At 66.1% G+C, this 16377-nt stretch carries 19 protein-coding genes; 5 read left to right on the top strand and 14 right to left on the bottom strand.

The window, feature by feature from the left end:
• Positions 1–36: 36 nt before the first annotated feature.
• Positions 37–465: a DoxX family protein gene (locus tag NF876_RS12220; protein WP_373696648.1), complete on the bottom strand. Its 429-nt coding sequence runs from the start codon at positions 463–465 to the stop codon at positions 37–39.
• A 22-nt stretch (positions 466–487) separates the two neighbouring features.
• Positions 488–919 (bottom strand): VOC family protein, encoded by a 432-nt coding sequence (locus NF876_RS12215; protein ID WP_262269062.1) that lies wholly within the window; start codon positions 917–919, stop codon positions 488–490.
• 61 nt (positions 920–980) lie between these two features.
• Between NF876_RS12215 and NF876_RS12210 the strand changes: the two genes are divergently transcribed.
• Positions 981–1682 carry a winged helix-turn-helix transcriptional regulator gene (locus tag NF876_RS12210; protein ID WP_262269061.1) on the top strand — a complete coding sequence of 234 codons (702 nt, stop codon included), beginning with the start codon at positions 981–983 and terminating at the stop codon, positions 1680–1682.
• A gap of 27 nt (positions 1683–1709) precedes the next feature.
• Here NF876_RS12210 and NF876_RS12205 read toward each other — a convergent pair whose 3' ends face one another.
• From NF876_RS12205 to NF876_RS12195, 3 genes are all read right to left on the bottom strand, one after another.
• Positions 1710–2441, bottom strand: coding sequence for a dienelactone hydrolase family protein (locus NF876_RS12205; protein WP_262269060.1), 732 nt, complete (start codon positions 2439–2441; stop codon positions 1710–1712).
• A 307-nt stretch (positions 2442–2748) separates the two neighbouring features.
• The gene (locus NF876_RS12200) at positions 2749–2928 is read right to left on the bottom strand and encodes a hypothetical protein (RefSeq protein ID WP_262269059.1); all 180 of its coding nucleotides are present in this window, start codon (positions 2926–2928) and stop codon (positions 2749–2751) included.
• 86 nt (positions 2929–3014) lie between these two features.
• Entirely contained in the window at positions 3015–3287 is a 273-nt protein-coding gene (locus NF876_RS12195) for an HNH endonuclease (protein ID WP_262269058.1), read from the bottom strand.
• A 94-nt stretch (positions 3288–3381) separates the two neighbouring features.
• Here NF876_RS12195 and NF876_RS12190 point away from each other — a divergent pair, with 94 nt between their 5' ends.
• On the top strand, positions 3382–3930 hold the full coding sequence (locus NF876_RS12190; protein WP_262269057.1) for a BON domain-containing protein: 549 nt from the start codon (positions 3382–3384) through the stop codon (positions 3928–3930).
• A gap of 44 nt (positions 3931–3974) precedes the next feature.
• On the opposite strand, the gene NF876_RS12185 is transcribed toward NF876_RS12190, so the two are convergent.
• Positions 3975–4175, bottom strand: coding sequence for a hypothetical protein (locus tag NF876_RS12185; protein WP_262269056.1), 201 nt, complete (start codon positions 4173–4175; stop codon positions 3975–3977).
• Positions 4176–4365: 190 nt separating this feature from the next.
• On the opposite strand from NF876_RS12185, the gene NF876_RS12180 reads away from it, so the two are divergent.
• Both NF876_RS12180 and NF876_RS12175 read left to right on the top strand, forming a co-directional pair.
• The gene (locus NF876_RS12180; RefSeq protein WP_262269055.1) at positions 4366–4938 is read left to right on the top strand and encodes a MipA/OmpV family protein; all 573 of its coding nucleotides are present in this window, start codon (positions 4366–4368) and stop codon (positions 4936–4938) included.
• The gene (locus tag NF876_RS12175; protein WP_262269077.1) at positions 4824–5183 is read left to right on the top strand and encodes a MipA/OmpV family protein; all 360 of its coding nucleotides are present in this window, start codon (positions 4824–4826) and stop codon (positions 5181–5183) included. The genes NF876_RS12180 and NF876_RS12175 overlap by 115 nt, the downstream gene beginning before the upstream one ends.
• Before the next feature lie 75 nt (positions 5184–5258).
• Here the strand turns inward: NF876_RS12175 and NF876_RS12170 are convergent, their stop codons facing one another.
• The 7 genes from NF876_RS12170 to NF876_RS12140 form a co-directional block, all read right to left on the bottom strand.
• The gene (locus NF876_RS12170) at positions 5259–5645 is read right to left on the bottom strand and encodes a 6-carboxytetrahydropterin synthase (RefSeq protein ID WP_173945993.1); all 387 of its coding nucleotides are present in this window, start codon (positions 5643–5645) and stop codon (positions 5259–5261) included.
• 162 nt (positions 5646–5807) lie between these two features.
• Positions 5808–6434: a type B chloramphenicol O-acetyltransferase gene (catB, locus tag NF876_RS12165; protein WP_262269054.1), complete on the bottom strand. Its 627-nt coding sequence runs from the start codon at positions 6432–6434 to the stop codon at positions 5808–5810.
• A 163-nt stretch (positions 6435–6597) separates the two neighbouring features.
• On the bottom strand, positions 6598–8529 hold the full coding sequence (locus tag NF876_RS12160; RefSeq protein WP_262269053.1) for a putative bifunctional diguanylate cyclase/phosphodiesterase: 1932 nt from the start codon (positions 8527–8529) through the stop codon (positions 6598–6600).
• Between the two features lie 32 nt (positions 8530–8561).
• A complete protein-coding gene (locus tag NF876_RS12155; protein WP_262269052.1) occupies positions 8562–9080 on the bottom strand; it encodes a putative pterin-binding protein in 519 nt (172 codons plus the stop codon).
• Positions 9081–9316: 236 nt separating this feature from the next.
• Positions 9317–10255: a ring-cleaving dioxygenase gene (locus NF876_RS12150; protein ID WP_262269051.1), complete on the bottom strand. Its 939-nt coding sequence runs from the start codon at positions 10253–10255 to the stop codon at positions 9317–9319.
• 145 nt (positions 10256–10400) lie between these two features.
• The gene (locus NF876_RS12145; RefSeq protein WP_262269050.1) at positions 10401–11837 is read right to left on the bottom strand and encodes a M20 family metallopeptidase; all 1437 of its coding nucleotides are present in this window, start codon (positions 11835–11837) and stop codon (positions 10401–10403) included.
• A gap of 185 nt (positions 11838–12022) precedes the next feature.
• Positions 12023–13876 carry an ABC transporter ATP-binding protein gene (locus tag NF876_RS12140; RefSeq protein ID WP_262269049.1) on the bottom strand — a complete coding sequence of 618 codons (1854 nt, stop codon included), beginning with the start codon at positions 13874–13876 and terminating at the stop codon, positions 12023–12025.
• Between the two features lie 337 nt (positions 13877–14213).
• On the opposite strand from NF876_RS12140, the gene NF876_RS12135 reads away from it, so the two are divergent.
• Complete coding sequence (locus NF876_RS12135) at positions 14214–14588, top strand: hypothetical protein (RefSeq protein ID WP_262269048.1); 375 nt, start codon at positions 14214–14216, stop codon at positions 14586–14588.
• 52 nt (positions 14589–14640) lie between these two features.
• Here the strand turns inward: NF876_RS12135 and NF876_RS12130 are convergent, their stop codons facing one another.
• The gene (locus NF876_RS12130) at positions 14641–16185 is read right to left on the bottom strand and encodes a helicase HerA domain-containing protein (protein ID WP_262269047.1); all 1545 of its coding nucleotides are present in this window, start codon (positions 16183–16185) and stop codon (positions 14641–14643) included.
• Between the last annotated feature and the right edge of the window lie 192 nt (positions 16186–16377).

Here is a 16377-nt window from a genome sequence, read left to right as displayed (position 1 = left end):
GACGGGCGCGGCCTCGTCCGTGGCGGCTAAAGCAGGTCAGCGCGCGAGCGGCAGAAGAGCCCTCACGCGGGAATCGCGCAGCCAGAGGCCGGCCCAGAGCGCAATCCCGAGATAGACGCCGAACAGCGTATGGCTGAACAGCGGGCTGCCGATGCGCAGATGGGTGGCCACGGCGCCGCCGAGATAGGCGGTGATCAGGACCGCGCCCAGGACAGAGGTGCGCGGATGGGCGTGGAGCAGGGCGGAGGCGAGGAGCACGACGCCGAGCGCGCGCCAGAGAGCGGGATCGGCCGGCCAGCCGAGCGGGATCACCGTGTCGATCACCACCTGAAGCGGCACCAGCTTGATCCCTCCGTCGAAGAGCAGGAACAGGATGACGAGCCCGCTCAGGGCTCGCCCGGTCCAGATCGCCGCACCGATTCGGGTGCTGGTGGATGCCGCCGGCGTGTCGGACATCGCGGTCATGGGGTCTCTCCTTCCCGATGGCTCAGGCCGATGCCGGGGCGCTCATGGCCTCCTGGGCCGCCGCGAGATCCATCCACATCACTTCCCAGATGTGACCGTCCGGATCCTCGAAGCTGCGGCCATACATGAAGCCGTAATCCTGCTTGGGCGCGGGATCGGCCCTGCCGCCGGCGGCCGCAGCCTTGGCAAGCGTTCCGTCGACCTGGTCGCGGCTGTCGGCCGACAGGCAGATCAGCACTTCGGAGGTTTCCCGGGCGTCGGCGATCCTCTTGGGCGTAAACTGGCGGAACTTGTCGTGGGTCAGGAGCATCGCATGGATCGTCTCCGAGAAGACCATGCAGGCGGCGGTGTGATCGGTGAACTGCTCGTTCTTCACTGCGCCCAGAGCCTCGTAGAACGCAATGGACTTGGACAGGTCGGCAACGGGCAGGTTCACGAAGATCATTTTGGGCATCGGTCTCTCCCTCAAGCTTGTGGTTTGACAGTCATTCCATGGAAAGTTATAAATAGCAACTATGAAGTTAGAAAAAATAACTGAACCTGTGAACAGCCGCCCCCGGCGCCGTTACGACGACGCCTGTGCGACCGCCCATGCCCTCGATCTGGTGGGGGAGCGCTGGGCTCTGCTGGTGATGCGGGAGCTGATGCTGGGGCCGAAGCGCTTCGGGGACCTGCGCGAGAGCCTGCCCGGCATCAGCGCCAACGTCCTCACCCAGCGCCTGGAGGGACTGGAAGCGTCCGGCATCCTCGTGCGACGCCGGCTGCCTCCGCCCGCGGCCGTGCAGGTCTACGAGCTGACGGAATGGGGCTACGAGAGCGAGCCGATCTTTCAGGCCCTCGGCCGCTGGGCCGCGCGCTCTCCGTCGCACGATCCCACCCTGCCGTTCAGCACGGCATCGCTGGTGCTGTCCATGAGGACCATGTTCGATGCCGGGCGGGCCGGCGGCCTGGACGCCCGGATCGGCCTTCGCGTCGGCGAGGAGACCTTCCTGGCCCGCCTGGCGGAGGGCCGCTTCGCGATCACCCACGGCTCCCTCGACGAAGCCGACGTGATCCTGTCGGGAATTCCGCCGGTCCTGGCCGGCGCGATCTATGGCGGCCAGACGCTGGAAGCCCTCGAACAAGTCGGCGCGCTCCAGGTCGAAGGCGACCGCGCCCTCGCCGATCGTTTCGTGAGCCTGTTCCCGCTCCCGACGAAGGCGTCGAGGCCCGCCTGAGGGATGTCGGGCGGGCGATGGCCGTCCCTATCGCAGGGTCTCGTCGAACAAGGTGGTGAGCCGTTTCCAGTGCCGCTCGGCCCCGCCTTCGTCATAGACGCTGTGGTCGGACACCGCCCAGCCATGGGCCATGCCGACATAGTTCTCGATGATGTGGTCGATCTCCGCCCGGCGCAAAGCCTCGGCCAGCAGGGCCGATTGCTCCGGCGGGAAGCTGCCGTCGACCCCCGCGCTGCCCACATAGACGCGCCCCGTGATCGTCGCCACATGACGGTGCGGGCTGTCGGGCGCATCGCTGGCCAGCCGTCCGCCGTGGAAGCTCGCGGCGGCGGCGATGCGGTCGGGATAGGCGGCGGCCGCATGGAGAGCACGGCTCCCGCCCATGCAATAGCCGACCGTGCCGATTCGGCCTGTCGCCCCGGCCTCCGTCAGGGCATCGATGAACGCCGCCGAATCGCGCCGGGTCATGTCCTGGCTCGTGCCCTCGATCATGTTCCGCAGGGCGCTGCGGGAAGGCTCTTCGGAAAAGGCCGTCCTGGCATCGAAGGGGCCGTAATCGCCGAAGCGGTAGAAGAGGTCGGGAACGAGAACCGCATAGCCCTCAGCGGCGAGACGCTCGGCCATGGCGTCGAGGGCGGGACGGGGTCCGAAGGCATCCATGTAGAGAATGACGCCCGCGGCGGTCGGATGGTCCGGGCGGAACAGCCCGGCCCGGGCGGTTCCGTCTTCCGTTCGAATCGAAATATCCTGCTTGGCCAAGATCCTCTCCTCGTGTCTACGCCGCCTGTCGGAACCCTCGCCGGAAGCGGGCGTTTCCTGGCCTCTCCTATGAGGGCAGAGGCGCGTCCTTTCAAATGCGGTCACGCCTGCCGGGGTGCCAGGGCATCGATGATGACTCCTTCGCCAGATTGCGGTCGCCGAGCGGTTGGAGAGCGCGACAGGGACAAGAGCTTGTCCCCTCTGGACGCCGCGCCGGAGGGCACCGGCCGCTTCCGCTATCTCGCGCTCGGCCCGCAGAAGGAAGCGGCCTCGGCAGAACGGGGAGCTGCGGCGAACACCTGAAGGATCAGGGGCCTCCGGCCAGCGATCCCACCACTGCCATGGTCAACTCGTCGAGATTGACGCGACCTTCGACGGTGATCGTCTCGGCGTCGCTGGACGTGACGCGCAGCCCCTGCTCGCCGGCCTCGGATTGGCGCTTCAGCTCGGCCACGATGGCGTCCCGCACCTGATCCTCGATATTCATCGCATCTGTCCTTTCGCCATGGCGATTCCTGCTGACGAACGTCGGGACGGATGACGCTGTTCCACGCCAGCGCTTCCACGTGGCGTTTACGACTTCCTCAGGCTCGCCTTCAGGGCGCTGAACGCCTGCGCGTCCATGGTGCCACGCTCGTTGTTGCAGGCCGAGCAGGCCAGCACGACATTGTCCCGATTGAGCGGACCGCCGAAGGATTTGGGAATTACGTGGTCCAGGGTCGCGAGATCGGGCGCACGCTTCACGCCCGGGCCCGGGCGCCGCGCGGGGATGCCGCAATACACGCAGCGGCCCGCGTCGCGGGCGAAGACGTCGTCGAAGAGCCTGATGCGTTGCGCTGTCTTCATGGCGATGGAATCGGCGTTCCTTTCGGGCGGTCTTTTCGTGTGGAACCGGAGGGGAAGCGGGGTGGTTGCTCCTGCAATCGAAGGAGCAACCGCCATGGTAGACACCCGCCGCAGGAACCGGAACCCATTCAATGACGACGACGGCTACGGCGACATGCCGCCGCGCGGTGCCGTCGGCTTCCGCGGCGAAGGTCGTGAATATCCGGGCGGCTACGGCGGCGACGCCGACGAGTTTGCCGGCGGCGTGATCGACGACGGGCGGGGCGGACCTCCGGACGACGAAGGGTTCGATCCCGGCTACGGCCGCGGCCGTTCCGGACTTGGCGCCTTCGGCTCACGTGATCCGAATGATGCCGAGGCGCGATCAGGTCGCGACGACGCGCCCTCCTCCGGGGCCCATCGCGGGCGCGGACCCAAGGGATACAAGCGTTCCGACGAGCGCATTCACGAGGATGTCTGCGAACGCCTGACCGCGGACCCCTTCATCGATGCCTCGGACGTCGAGGTTCTGGTGAAGGACGGCGAGATCACCCTCAACGGCACCGTCTCCAGCCGCGGCGTCAAGCGGCGCGCGGAAGATCTTGCGGAGCTGGCCTCAGGGGCTCTCCACGTTCAGAACAACCTGCGCGTGCAAGGGGCCTGAAGAGGGGCTTGAGGTCTTCGGGCCACGATCTGCCGTCCGAATCGTCACGGAACCTCGGGCGGCGGCATCGGATGAGTGATCGGCTTGTCCGATGCCGGCGGCTGCTCCGGCAGAGGTGAAGGAGCGCCGGGCGGCATGGGCGGCACAGGGGTCTCGGGCGGGATCGGCATGCTCGGCACCGGCTCGGTCGGGGGCGGCTTGGGATAGAATTCATCCGGCTGCGGATGAGAGCTGGCGCTGGTCACCTCGAAGGGTCTCCCTTGCAACATCCTGTCCCGTGTTCAACCGTCCAGTTGCGCGAAAGTTCTCCGACGGCGGCGCTCCGGTCGCCGTGACCCATCGTCATCAAGACGAAACCATAGGTGCAATCCCAGGCTTGACCTTACGTCCGTTTGAGGCCACCACGGCAGGGTGGAATCTCGGATTGGAAAAGCCATGCGCGTAGCCCCCTCCCTCGCCTTCCTGACGGCCGTCGTGGCGGGTTCGAGCATGGCTCAGGCGGCGGATCTGCTGTTCTCGCAGGAGCCCATTCAGGCCTCCTCGGGGTGGATCGTCACCGTGAAGGGCAACCTGCGGGTCGGCCCCTCCTATCCCGGTTCGGACGAGTTCAGCTTCATCGGCTATCCGTCCTTGAGCGTCCGCCGGGCAGGCACGGTCGAGCGCTTCAGTGCTCCCGACGACGGCCTGAGCTTCTCGTTCCTGGAAGAGTCGGCCTTCCGGATCGGCGTCGTTGGCCGCTTCGTGGGCGGACGCTATCTGCAGGACAACCGCGAGCTCTTCGGCCTGGAGAAGATCGACTGGGCGGTGGAGCCCGGCGTGTTCGTGGAATATTGGCCGCTCGAGTTCCTGCGCGCCCGCGCCGAGATCCGGCGCGGCTTCGGGGGTCACGAGGGATTCGTGGCCGATTTCGGCCTCGACGCGGTGCAGCGCTTCGGGGCGTCACGGTCTCGATCGGTCCTCGCCTCGCTCTCGGCGACTCCGAATTCACCCGCACCTATTTCGGCGTGACGCCCGTCGAGGCGGCACTGAACGGCCAGGTCACGCCCTATCGGCCGTCCGGCGGCATCACGTCGGTGGGCGCGACGGGCGCGATCAGCTACGACTGGTCGCAGCAATGGTCGACCACCGCGTTCGTCACCTACAAGCGTCTGGTCGGGGACGCGGCCGACAGCCCGATCGTCAAGAGCTTCGGCTCGGAGAATCAGTGGGGCTTCGGCCTGACCGCGTCCTATTCCTTCAGCTACGCGCCTTAACGACGTCGCCTGTCCCAAAAACGAAAGAGCCGCCTCGCGAGGGCGGCTCTTTTATCCGGTGAGGAAGTGTGTCGCTCAGGCCGCGAGGCCGACGGCGCCCGCCGTTTCGCCGCGATAGATGCAGCCTTCCGTGGAGCCGGGCATGCCGCGCCGGAGCTCGACTTCTTCGAGGTTCGGGAAGCGCGCCTTCACCAGTCTCCAGATATACGTGGTGACGTTCTCCAGGGACGCGATGCCGATCTCGGTGTTGAGATCGAGGTTGCCGTGATCGAGGCCCGAGCCGTGTTCGCCCTTGATCTCCTTGATGTAGTTCTCGACGTCGTAGAGATTGACCGGCCAGCCATAGACCTCGTCGACCGGACCGCCGAAAGTGAGCTTGACGATGAAGGTATGCCCGTGAAGTCCGGAATAGGGCGCCACCGAATGCGCGGCCTCGAACGTAAATTCGCAATATGTCTTCATCCACCCTGCTCCCGGTCTGTCTCGATTCCGGCCCACTGGCCTGGCGCTTGGACAAGTGACCTTGCGTAACATAGATGGTCCGGGTCGGCAAAGATCGGGGAGGTATTTTCTCTTATCGGTCCCCGGGCCGGCGACGCGCGATGCGAGCCTGCGGCAGGCTCCTCAGCCTTCGCGCCAGAACCGGTGAAGCCCGGCGATGTCGCCGCCGCACAGGAACGGGATGGCTTCCCTGATCCGTTCGAGCGGCCAGTCCCACCAGGCCATCTCCAGCAACATGGCGATCTCATCGTCGCAGAAGCGCTTCCTGGTCATCCGGGCGGGGTTGCCGACCACGATGGCATAAGGCTCGACGTCCCGGGTGACGACCGCCCGACTTCCCACGATGGCGCCGTGGCCGATCCGGACTCCCGGCATGATCATGGCCTCCGCTCCGATCCAGACGTCGCTTCCGACCACCGTGTCGCCGGCCGGCAGGAACGGGTCCTGCGGCGCGCCGAAGGCTTCGTCGCCGTTCATGTAGAAGAACGGAAAGGTCGAGATCCAGTCGCGACGATGCCCCTGGTTCCCATGCATCATGAAGGTCGCGCCGGTGGCGATCGAGCAGAAGCTGCCGATGATCAGCTTGTCGACTTCAGGCTCGTCGGGCTGCAGGTAGAGGGCGCAATCGTCGAAGGAATGCCCATGGTAATATCCGGAGTAATAGCTGTAGCGCCCGACGACGATGTGCGGATTGGTGACCTGCTCCGATAGGGGAATTCCTTGCAACGGCCTCTGGAAGAAATTCGTCATGCTGCCCCTCGTTCAACGCAAGGGTAGCACAAGGGAGCTAGCGCATCGTGCGGAAAAGTGGATCCGGTTTTCACTCGCGTGGCCGCTGGGTCCGCGCCGGACGATGCGCCGCTTCAAGAGTTGAGCATCGGACGAACATCCCGGCTGCCGGGCCGGGCGTCTCTCAGGCGACCTGGACCTTGTGCTTGAGGCCCTCCAGGGTGTGGACGAGCTCCCGCGCCGGCTTCGGGCGTCCGAAGTAATAGCCCTGCGCGTCGGTGCAGCCGGCGGCCTGGACCTGCCGCAGCTGGTCCTCCGTCTCGATGCCCTCGGCCACGGTCGGCATGCCCAGGCTGGCGCCCAGGTTGGCCACGGATTGCACGATGGCGAGGCAGTCCGCCCGCTGGGACATCTCCCGCACGAAGGACTGGTCGATCTTGATCTTGTCGAAGGGAAAGCTGCGCAGGTAGCTCAGGGACGAATAGCCGGTCCCGAAATCGTCCATGGCGATGCGGACGCCGAGCCGGCGCAGCTGATGAAGCGTGGAGACGGTCATCTCATTGTCCTGGAGCAGCACCGATTCGGTGATCTCCAGTTCCAGCCGCTTGGGAGCCAGCCCCGATACGGCCAGGGCCCGGCTGACGCTCTGCACGAGTCCCCGGTTCCTGAACTGGATCGGCGAGAGATTGACCGCGACATGAACGTCGCTCGGCCATGTCGCGGCCTCCTTGCAGGCCTCCTCCATGATCCAGTCGCCGAGGGGCAGGATGAGGCCGGTCTCCTCGATGACCGGGATGAACTCCGCCGGCGGAACGAGACCGCGCTCGGGATGGTGCCAACGCAGGAGCGCTTCAAAGCCGCCGATCTCGTTCCTCTGGATGTTGATCTGCGGCTGATAGAACAGCTCGAACTCGCCGTTGCCGACAGCCTTGCGCAGATCGACCTCCAGGGCACGGCGGGCCTGAAGCTGCTCGTCCATGTCCGGCTCGAAGAAGCGGAACGTCCCGCGGCCATCGGCCTTGGCGTGGTAGAGGGCCATGTCGGCGTGCTTCAGAATCTGGCTCGGCGTCATGTTCTTCTGCGCCAGGGCAATGCCGATGCTGGTGCCGATGAACAGTTCCTGGCCATTCACGCGGAAGGGCGCGCGCAGGGCCTCGACGATGCGCGCCGCGAGGGCGGCGCTTTCCTCCGGCCGGCGGATTCCCGTCTGGAGGATGGCGAACTCGTCGCCGCCGAACCGGGAGATCAGGCTTCGGACCTGACCTTCGCTCGCGGGAATGCAGGCGCGGAGGCGGTCCGCCACGGCTTTGAGGAGGTCGTCGCCCGTCTCGTGACCGAACGAATCGTTCACGTCCTTGAAATGATCCAGGTCGAGATAGGCCACCGAGACCGTGCGTCCGTTCGACTTCAAGCGCGTGAGGGCGTGCTCCAGCTCGTTGCGGAGAACCACGCGATTCGGAAGGCCCGTGAGCGCATCCTGATGGGCCAGGACATGCAGCTCCTCGTGGGCCCGCCCGAGCAGACGGTTGTGCTTGTCGAGCAGAAAGATCAGGACGACGCCGACGAGGATCAGGCTTGCCGCGATGCCGGAGAAGGCCCAATGCAGCCGGATCAGTTCCTGCTGATCCTTCTGAACGGTTTCCGAGCCATAGATGAGAACGGTCGAGGCGATTTGAGACAGGGTGCCGTCGAACGGTCGCAGTCCCTCGATCACCTTCTGGACATTGCCGGGCTGCTCCAGGTTCTGGATCAGCGGCTCCATGGCGTCGAGGGTGCTCTGCATGCGCCCGAGACTGGCCTGATGCTCGGGATCGCGCCGGAGCAGGGCGTGGAAGTCACCCTCGTTCAACATCTTCACCCTGCCGGCGAGAATATCGTAGCGCAGGGAGACCTCATCCTTGTCGACCCCGCTCCCGGGCCGGTCGAACTCCGAGAGGCGGTGCTCCAGTCGAACGAATTCGGTGGAGGCCTGACTGGCCTCCCAGGCAGGGTTGTAAACCGAGATCTGCTGCAAGGCACCCTGGCGTTGAACGACCAGCACCGAGATATAGATGCCGGCGATCAGGAAGCCGCCGATGACGATCGCGATAACCGTTTTGAAGGTGCGCAGAGACAAGTGCTGGGGCCTCCGAGGCCTGCCGACGGCCGCTACTTCACTTCGATCTTGGCGACCTGCCAAGCCGAGCGGGCGTAGTACGTCTGGCTCTTGAGCTCCGGATTGCTGTCATAGGGATAGACGATGAAAAGCGGGCCCTTGTCCCGTACGGACATGTACTCGCCATCGCGCTTGAGGGCGAGAATCACGTTGAACTTGGCAAAATCCGCCGTCGGAATCTCAGTGGCGTAATCGTTCAGCGCGACGACCGAGACGCGCTCGCCCTTCGCCTCCACCTGCTTCATCAGCTTGTCGAGGGACACGCCCTCGAACTTGACCTTGCCGTCATACCAGGGCGTCGTCGTCTCGATGGTGACGAGGCCGAGGGATTCCAGCATGGCCCGGTCGAACTGCGCCGTATTGTCCTTGTTGGTGACGCCGATCTTTCCCGTAATCGTGAGGATCGGCCGCTCCTTGGGAGTCGCGAGCGACGCGGCATACGCCGCACCGATGATTCCCAGGAACGCAACGAGCGTCCCCAGCAGGCCCGTTCTCATCTTGGCGCCAAGCATGCAGATCCCCCTACGGAAATTAATGTAAGCGATAGAAACACATAAAATTGATCGAAGTGTTACACAACTCAACCTCGGAAGTAAAAGCGGCGAATGCGCCGGTGTTATTTTGTAATGGTTATCTGAACGTAGCGGCAGGAGATGATTCGCCGTGCCGACAAAGAAAAACCGCCCCGCATGGTCGTGCGAGGCGGCTTGAGGACGGCCGTCCTATTCGACGTGAGGGCAGAGCTCGCCTAGAGCGGCTTCAGGCCTGCCTCGATCTGCGCCCGGCGCGGCTCTAGGAAGGGCGGCAGGGCCAGGCTCTCACCCAGCTTGTCCATGGGCTCGTCCGTGGCGAAGCCCGGACCGTCCGTGGCGATTTCGAACAGGATCCCGTTCGGCTCCCGGAAGTAGAGACTCCGGAAGTAATAGCGATCGACCGGACCGCTGGAGGGTGCCCTGAGGGATTGCAGCCGCTCCCAGCACTCCTGATAGGTCTGCTCATTGGGCGTCCGGAAGGCGACGTGGTGCACGCCCCCCGCCCCCGGACGGGCCGGGGACAGACCGGGCTCCACCGCAACGTGCAGCTCTGCGGCCGGACCGCCCTGGCCCATCTCGAACACATGGACCGGCGTGTCGCCGACCCGGTATTCCCGCGCGGCGCGCATGTCCATGGCCTCGGTCAGCACACGGGCCGTCCGGTCGAGCTTCGGCACGCTGATCCGGATGGGGCCGAGGCCCCGGATCTGGTACTCGACCGGCACCGGGCTCTGCTCCCAGGGATGGACCTCGCCCTGCCCGCCGTCGTCGACGAGGCTGAGGCGCTGGCCCTCGAAATCCTCGAAATCGACCGTGAGGCGCCCGTCACGCTCCGCAATCGCCTCGCTGCGGATGTCGAGGCTCTTGAAGCGATCCCGCCACCATTGCAGCGCCTTCTCGCCGTTCACGCGCAGGGCCGTCTGCGAGATGCTGTGCGTGCCGCGCCGCTCGCGCTCGACGGGCCAGTCGAAGAACGTGATGTCCGTGCCGGGTGAGGCCTTCCCGTCCGCGTAGAACAGATGATAGGCGCTCACGTCATCCTGGTTCACCGTCTTCTTCACGAGGCGCATTCCCAAAGCCTGCGTATAGAAGGCGTGGTTGCGGGGCGCGTCTGCCGTGACGGCGGTCAAATGGTGAATTCCCGTCAGTTGCATGGTGCTTTCTCCATCGAAGTTGCGATGAAGATAGACCCGCCGGGATGGCCTTGCGAGCCTCCGGGACGCCAAGGCGTTCTTGCCGAAATGCAAGAACACCCCGGCGGATGGCCGAGATGCTTGCAGAAATCGCGATATCGATCGGTCAGGCGGCTTTCGCCCGCAGATCGTCCGGAGTGACGTCCTCCGGGATCGGACAGCGATAATCCCGTCCGCCGGTGCGCTCCTTCAGCTCCGCCTTGGCGCGAAGAACGAGGTCCGGATTGCGCAGGCAGTCCGCGGCCGTGGCCGCCATGGCCTTGGCGGCCAGCACCATGCCCTTATGGGCGGCCGGCAGGTTGCCCTGGGTGACGAGCTGCCACGTGTGGAACGGGGTGCCGATGGCGAAGCAGGCCGTATGGCATTGAACCGTCGGGACGATCCAGCTCACGTCGCCCACGTCGGTGGTGCCCATCATGACCTCCTCGCGGACCGGCATGGCGAGCACGCCATCGTGCAGGATCTTGGTCCTGAGCGAGAGATCGTGCGGCTTGACGCTCGCCAGGATCTCCTCGTCGGTGAGCGCCGCCTTCTGGAGCTTCTCGGCGAACGCGTAGTCGGCCGCGTCGAAGCCGGGCGGTCCGAGGCGGCGCATGTTCTCGTACATGGCCTCCTGGAGCGCCTTGTTGGGCACGACGTTGGAGGTGGCGTCCGTGATCTGAACCGAGACGGAGGTTTCCGTCATCAGGGCGGCGCCTTCCGCGATCTTCTTCACGCGCTCGAACAGCCGCTCGGCATCGGGCAGATGGGGCGAGCGCACGAGGTAGAGCGTTTCCGCGAAGGCCTGCACCACGTTGGGCGCGTCGCCTCCGGTGTTGGTGGTGGCGTAATGCACGCGGGCGTCGGACGGCATGTGCTCGCGCATGTAGTTCACCCCCACGTTCATCAGCTCGACCGCATCGAGCGCGGACCGGCCCACATGGGGTGCTGCGGCCGCGTGCGCGGCGCGCCCTCTGAAGCGGAAATAGGCCTGGATGCAGGCGAGCGACGATGCGGTCTGCACCTCGTTCACCACGCTCGGGTGCCAGCAGAAGGCGGCGTCGAGATCGTCGAACAGGCCCGCGCGGGCCATGAAGGTCTTGCCCGAGCCGCTCTCCTCCGCCGGGCAGCCGTAATACCGCACGGTCCCGGCGATTCCTTCCGCCTGAAGCGCATCCTTGAGGGCGACCGCAGCCAGGGCGGAACCGGCCCCCAGCAGGTTGTGGCCGCAGCCGTGGCCCGGCGTCCCCGCCACCGTCGGAGCATGGTCGAGACGCCCGGATTCCTGCGCGAGATCCGGCAGGGCATCGAACTCGCCCAGAATCCCGACCACGGGTCCGCCGCTTCCGAATTCAGCCATGAAGGCGGTCGCCATGCCGCCGACATTCGTCGTGATGCGGAAGCCCTCGCGCTCCAGAAGGGCAATCTGCTCGCCGACGGCGCGGTGTTCCTCGAAGGCGAGTTCGGGGGCGGCCCAGATGCGGTCGCTCAGATCGCAATAGTCTTCGGCCTTGGCGTCCACATGACGGGCGATCGCCTCAAGGCTCAGTCGGTCGTTGTGCATAACGTTATGGTGTCTCATGGGTGAGGAGTGGGCGAACACTATGGGCGAACGCCCGGACGGAAAAGAGCGGAGCTCCGCATTGCAGGCGAGACAAAACCGCATGCGTCCCGCACACGCTCGAGGCGCGGCCTGCGGACGCTCGTCCACGTGGGACATGGATGGGACATGGGTTGCGGCCGCCCGGTTCAGACCGCCTCGTCCGGCACGCCCCGGCGCGGCGCGAGGAACCCGCCGGATTGGCGCGACCAGAGGCCCGCATAGAGGCCGCCGTTCTCCAGAAGCTCCTCGTGCGTCCCTTCTTCGACGATCCGGGCGTCGTCCATCACGATCAGGCGATCCATCAGCTGCAGGGTCGAGAGACGATGCGCGATCGCGATCACCGTCTTGCCCTCCATGAGGGTGGACAGCGATTCCTGAATCGCCGCCTCCACTTCCGAGTCCAGGGCCGAGGTCGCCTCGTCCAGGATCAGGATCGGCGCATCCTTGAGGATCACCCGGGCGATGGCGATGCGCTGGCGCTGGCCGCCGGAGAGCTTGACGCCGCGCTCGCCCACATGCGCGTCGAAGCCGCGCCGTCCGCGCCCATCGACGAGACGCTCGATGAACGCGGCCGCATGGGCCTGACGGGCCGCCGCATGCATGGCCTCATCGCTCGCCGCGGGCCGCCCGTAGAGGATGTTCTCCCGGATGGAGCGATGCAGCAGGGACGTGTCCTGCGTGACCACCGAGATCTGGCTGCGCAGGCTTTCCTCCTGGATGTCGGCGATGTCCTGGCCGTCGATCAGGATGCGGCCCTCCTGCGGTTGGAAGAAGCGCAGGAGCAAGTTGACCAGGGTCGTCTTGCCGACGCCGGACCGGCCGACGAGGCCGATCTTCTCGCCGGGACGGATGGTGAGCCGCAGCCGGTCGATGACCGTGTCGCCGTCGCCGTAGGAAAAGCTGACGTGATCGAAGCGGATCTCGCCGCGGGCCACGACCAGGGGCTTGGCCGTGGGCCTGTCCTGCATGGTGAGCGGGCGCGAGATCGTCTTCATGCCCTCCTGCACGGTGCCGACATTCTCGAAGATCCCCATGACCTCGAAGGCGACCCAGCCGGACATGGAGACGATCTGGGTGGAGAGCAGCAGGGCCGTGGTCATGGTGCCGGCATCGATGCGGTTGTCGCTGAAGAGCCACACGGCCACGGCGCCGGTGGAGACCAGGAAGACCGCGTTCAGGACGGTGAGCCCGGCCACGTAGAGGGTGTTGATGCGCTGCTGGCTCATGAAGGAGTCGTTGAGCCGGCGGTAGCCCTCGCTGATGTAGTCATCCTCATCCTTGCGACGCCCGAACAGCTTCACCGTCATGATGTTGGTGAAGCTGTCCACCACCTTGCCGGTGACGGCCGAGCGTGCCTCGCTGGACGCGCGCGAGCGCTTCTGGATCCGCGGGAGCGACACGGCGAGCAGGGTCGCGTAGAGGAGGAACCATCCGGTCATCGGCAGGGCGAGGCGCCAGTCCTGCGTGCCGAGGAGCCCGATGGAGGCGGCTCCGAAGATCAGGATCTGCCAGACGGCCCGGGCCACCGACAGGACGGTCTCGCGCAGGGGGCGCCCGGTCTGCAGCACCCGGTTGGCGATGCGGCCGGCGAAATCCTCCTGGAAGAACCCCAGGGGCTGGCGCACCACATGCCAGTAGTTCTGCCAGTGCACCATGGTTGTGAAGGAGACCGCCAGCGAGTGGTTGACGAGCAGCCGGAACAGGATCGTCCCGAGCGGACGCACCAGGAGGATGATGGCCCCCATGGCGGCCAGCAGCCCCCCCGCCTCGTGAAAGATGCCTTCGGGCGAGGTGTGCGAGAGCGCATTGACCAGGCGGCCGATGAGCCAGGGGATCAGGGCTTCGACGACGGCCAGCACGAAGCCCAGCGCGAACAGCGCGATGAACAGCCCCTTGGCCTGCGCGATGAAGTGCCAGTAGAAGCCCCAGAGGTTGTCCGGAGGCGGCTCCTCCGGGGGCTTTCTGGTGAAGTCGATCCGGGTCTCGAAGTAGCGGAACATCGGCGCGTCTCTGGTCTCCGGCCCGAATCAGCCGGGCGGGGCGCAATGATGCAACACTCTTTGTCGCGAGGGTGACAATCGCGCGAAGTTGATGACCCGCTCGACGGCCGGGACGCCCCGACGGATTGTCCCGCGGAGCGCCGCTCGCACGGGTGGCGAGACCACGCGACGAGGCAGCGTTCGTCAGGAGGCGACCGATCACGCTTATTGTTGCAGGTGGGATGAGCGCCATCCCGTCATCGATCCGTCCCGGAGTTGACGGCCGTATCGGTGATCGGATCATGAATTCGTTTTCAAGGGGGCGATGTGGCTGTATTCTGGGCGCTGGAGAACCGCCATGGTCGAGCTTGCGCCGGGCTCAGTCATTCTGTGGGATACCCTCACGTTGTCGGCCGAGCCGTTGCGAGGACGCTGCGATATTTTGGTCGTGGCCCGGGTGAAGGTCCAGACGAGCGGACGAAAAGACTTCGACGAGTATCGCATCAATTTCGAGCTGAACAGACATCACGGCCTCGTGTCCCATGACACCGAAGTCCTGTCGCCGGCCGCTGGAGCCGATGAGCCGCTCTGGCGATATTCGGGACGTCGCGACCTTGTCGTGGCGGTCAAGAACCGCTTTCTCACCACGCAGCTGTACTCGCACGTTGCCGGCCAGCTGGGCTGGACCCCTGAGCGGCACGTGGATTTGGTGCGGGCGCCCCTGGACCCTTGATCCGCGAACGGGTGAGCCGTCTGCGTCCCCTCGGCGTCCATGACGGCAGGAACTACCCCACGGCAAACAGATCGCGCGTCTCGGGCGCGGGCGGCTCCTCGAAGGCGTTCGGATCGCCCGGACCGGTCTCCCAGCCGAGATCGGGAAGCGCGATGATGCGCAGGCCCCGCGGGTCGTTGCGGGTCACGACGATGTTGCGGCTTTCCATATAGGCGATGAGGCGCCGGGCGCGGCCGGGAGAGCGGCTGCCGCAGGCCCGCGCGATCTCGCCGTCCGGCGGGCAGGCCGAGCCTTCCATGGCGGCCCGGGCGATGAGCAGGAAGACGCCCTGGATGTCCTCGGCGAGGTCCGCCGCGACGGCGACCGCGCGGTCCCATTCGGAGCCTTCGGCCGTCGCCGTATCGACGCCCGCGCGGGCGACCGCCAGACGGCGGCGGAAGGCATTGAGGTTCAGCGGCTCGCCGGAGACCCGGCGGATGCGGCAGCGGACGAGGAAGTCCTGGTAGAGCACGGCCACCGACCGGAAGGCGGCCTCCGGATCGTCGAGGATTTCGCGCAGGATCGCATCGAGGCCGGCCTCGCGCTCGGCCTTGGACTGCTCGGTTTCCTCGGGCTGCGCCTCGGGCGCTGCGGCGGGCCGGGTGCGGGCGAGCTGGGCCAGAAGATCGTTGGTGGACGGCGCCGGAGGCGGCGGAGGCGCGCGGCGGGGCATGGCCGGACGGGCGATCACCTCATCCTGGCCGGCCTTGAAGATGAGATCACGGGCCTCTTCCTTGGGCTGCTCCGGAAGCGGCATGAGCTTGAAAGTGCCGCTGCGGGTCGAGGTTTCGACGGTGCCGATGCGGATCGGCAGGGGACGGCGCGACAGGGCCGGGCCGAGAGCCACGAAATGGCCGCGCTCGAGGTCGCGGAACATCTCGGCCTGGCGGCGCTCCATGCCCAGGAGATCGGCCGCGCGGGCCATGTCGATGTCGAGGAAGGTGCGGCCCATGAGGAAGTTCGAGGCCTCCGCGGCCACATTCTTGGCGAGCTTGGCGAGGCGCTGGGTCGCGATGATTCCGGCCAGCCCGCGCTTGCGGCCGCGGCACATGAGGTTGGTCATGGCCCCGAGCGACACCTTCCGGGCCTCGTCCGAGACGTCGCCTGCGGCCGCGGGCGCGAAGAGCTGCGCCTCGTCCACCACCACGAGCATCGGATACCAGTAGTCGCGCTCCGCATCGAAGAGGCCGCCGAGGAAGGCCGCCGCACAGCGCATCTGGGCCTCGGCGTCGAGGCCCTCCAGGCTCAGCACCACGGAGACCCGGTGCTGGCGCACGCGGGCGGCGATGCGCTGCAAGTCGCCCTCGCTGCGGGACGCATCGACCACCACGTGGCCGAACCTGTCCGCGAGTGTGACGAAATCGCCCTCCGGGTCGATGATGGCCTGCTGGACGAGACTGGCGCTCTGCTCGAGGAGACGTCGCAGGAGATGCGACTTGCCGGACCCGGAATTGCCCTGGACGAGCAGACGCGTCGCCAGAAGCTCCTCGAGATCGAGCAGTGCCGATTGTCCACCCGGTGCGGAAGACGCCACGCCCATGTCGATGCCGACCTTCATCAGCCTCCCTCTTGCCGTCCAAGAAACGATCCGGTTCGGTCCTAACACGGCAAGGCTTAAGGAAGTGCCCGGTCGCGATCAGTCCTCCACAGGCGAAATACGCTGTCCCCGGGCATGACGCCGCAAGTTTGCACGAAACATGTCCGCCCCGGACCATTGACCCGCACGATGTCCGCGGACGTCGATGCGGAA

This window comes from Microvirga yunnanensis (genome assembly GCF_025460875.1).
The sequence above is the reverse complement of the archived record's forward strand: the minus strand, read 5'-3'. Positions and strand labels throughout refer to the sequence as shown.

Coding starts and splice junctions, on each gene's coding strand:
- NF876_RS12190 (WP_262269057.1), top strand. CDS start 3,382: ATGGTAGACACCCGCCGCAGGAACCGGAACCCATTCAATGACGACGAC.
- NF876_RS12140 (WP_262269049.1), bottom strand. CDS start 13,876: ATGTTCCGCTACTTCGAGACCCGGATCGACTTCACCAGAAAGCCCCCG.
- NF876_RS12130 (WP_262269047.1), bottom strand. CDS start 16,185: ATGAAGGTCGGCATCGACATGGGCGTGGCGTCTTCCGCACCGGGTGGA.
- NF876_RS12145 (WP_262269050.1), bottom strand. CDS start 11,837: ATGCACAACGACCGACTGAGCCTTGAGGCGATCGCCCGTCATGTGGAC.
- NF876_RS12170 (WP_173945993.1), bottom strand. CDS start 5,645: ATGAAGACATATTGCGAATTTACGTTCGAGGCCGCGCATTCGGTGGCG.
- NF876_RS12150 (WP_262269051.1), bottom strand. CDS start 10,255: ATGCAACTGACGGGAATTCACCATTTGACCGCCGTCACGGCAGACGCG.
- NF876_RS12135 (WP_262269048.1), top strand. CDS start 14,214: ATGGTCGAGCTTGCGCCGGGCTCAGTCATTCTGTGGGATACCCTCACG.
- NF876_RS12195 (WP_262269058.1), bottom strand. CDS start 3,287: ATGAAGACAGCGCAACGCATCAGGCTCTTCGACGACGTCTTCGCCCGC.
- NF876_RS12215 (WP_262269062.1), bottom strand. CDS start 919: ATGCCCAAAATGATCTTCGTGAACCTGCCCGTTGCCGACCTGTCCAAG.
- NF876_RS12155 (WP_262269052.1), bottom strand. CDS start 9,080: ATGCTTGGCGCCAAGATGAGAACGGGCCTGCTGGGGACGCTCGTTGCG.
- NF876_RS12220 (WP_373696648.1), bottom strand. CDS start 465: ATGACCGCGATGTCCGACACGCCGGCGGCATCCACCAGCACCCGAATC.
- catB (WP_262269054.1), bottom strand. CDS start 6,434: ATGACGAATTTCTTCCAGAGGCCGTTGCAAGGAATTCCCCTATCGGAG.
- NF876_RS12210 (WP_262269061.1), top strand. CDS start 981: ATGAAGTTAGAAAAAATAACTGAACCTGTGAACAGCCGCCCCCGGCGC.
- NF876_RS12180 (WP_262269055.1), top strand. CDS start 4,366: ATGCGCGTAGCCCCCTCCCTCGCCTTCCTGACGGCCGTCGTGGCGGGT.
- NF876_RS12200 (WP_262269059.1), bottom strand. CDS start 2,928: ATGAATATCGAGGATCAGGTGCGGGACGCCATCGTGGCCGAGCTGAAG.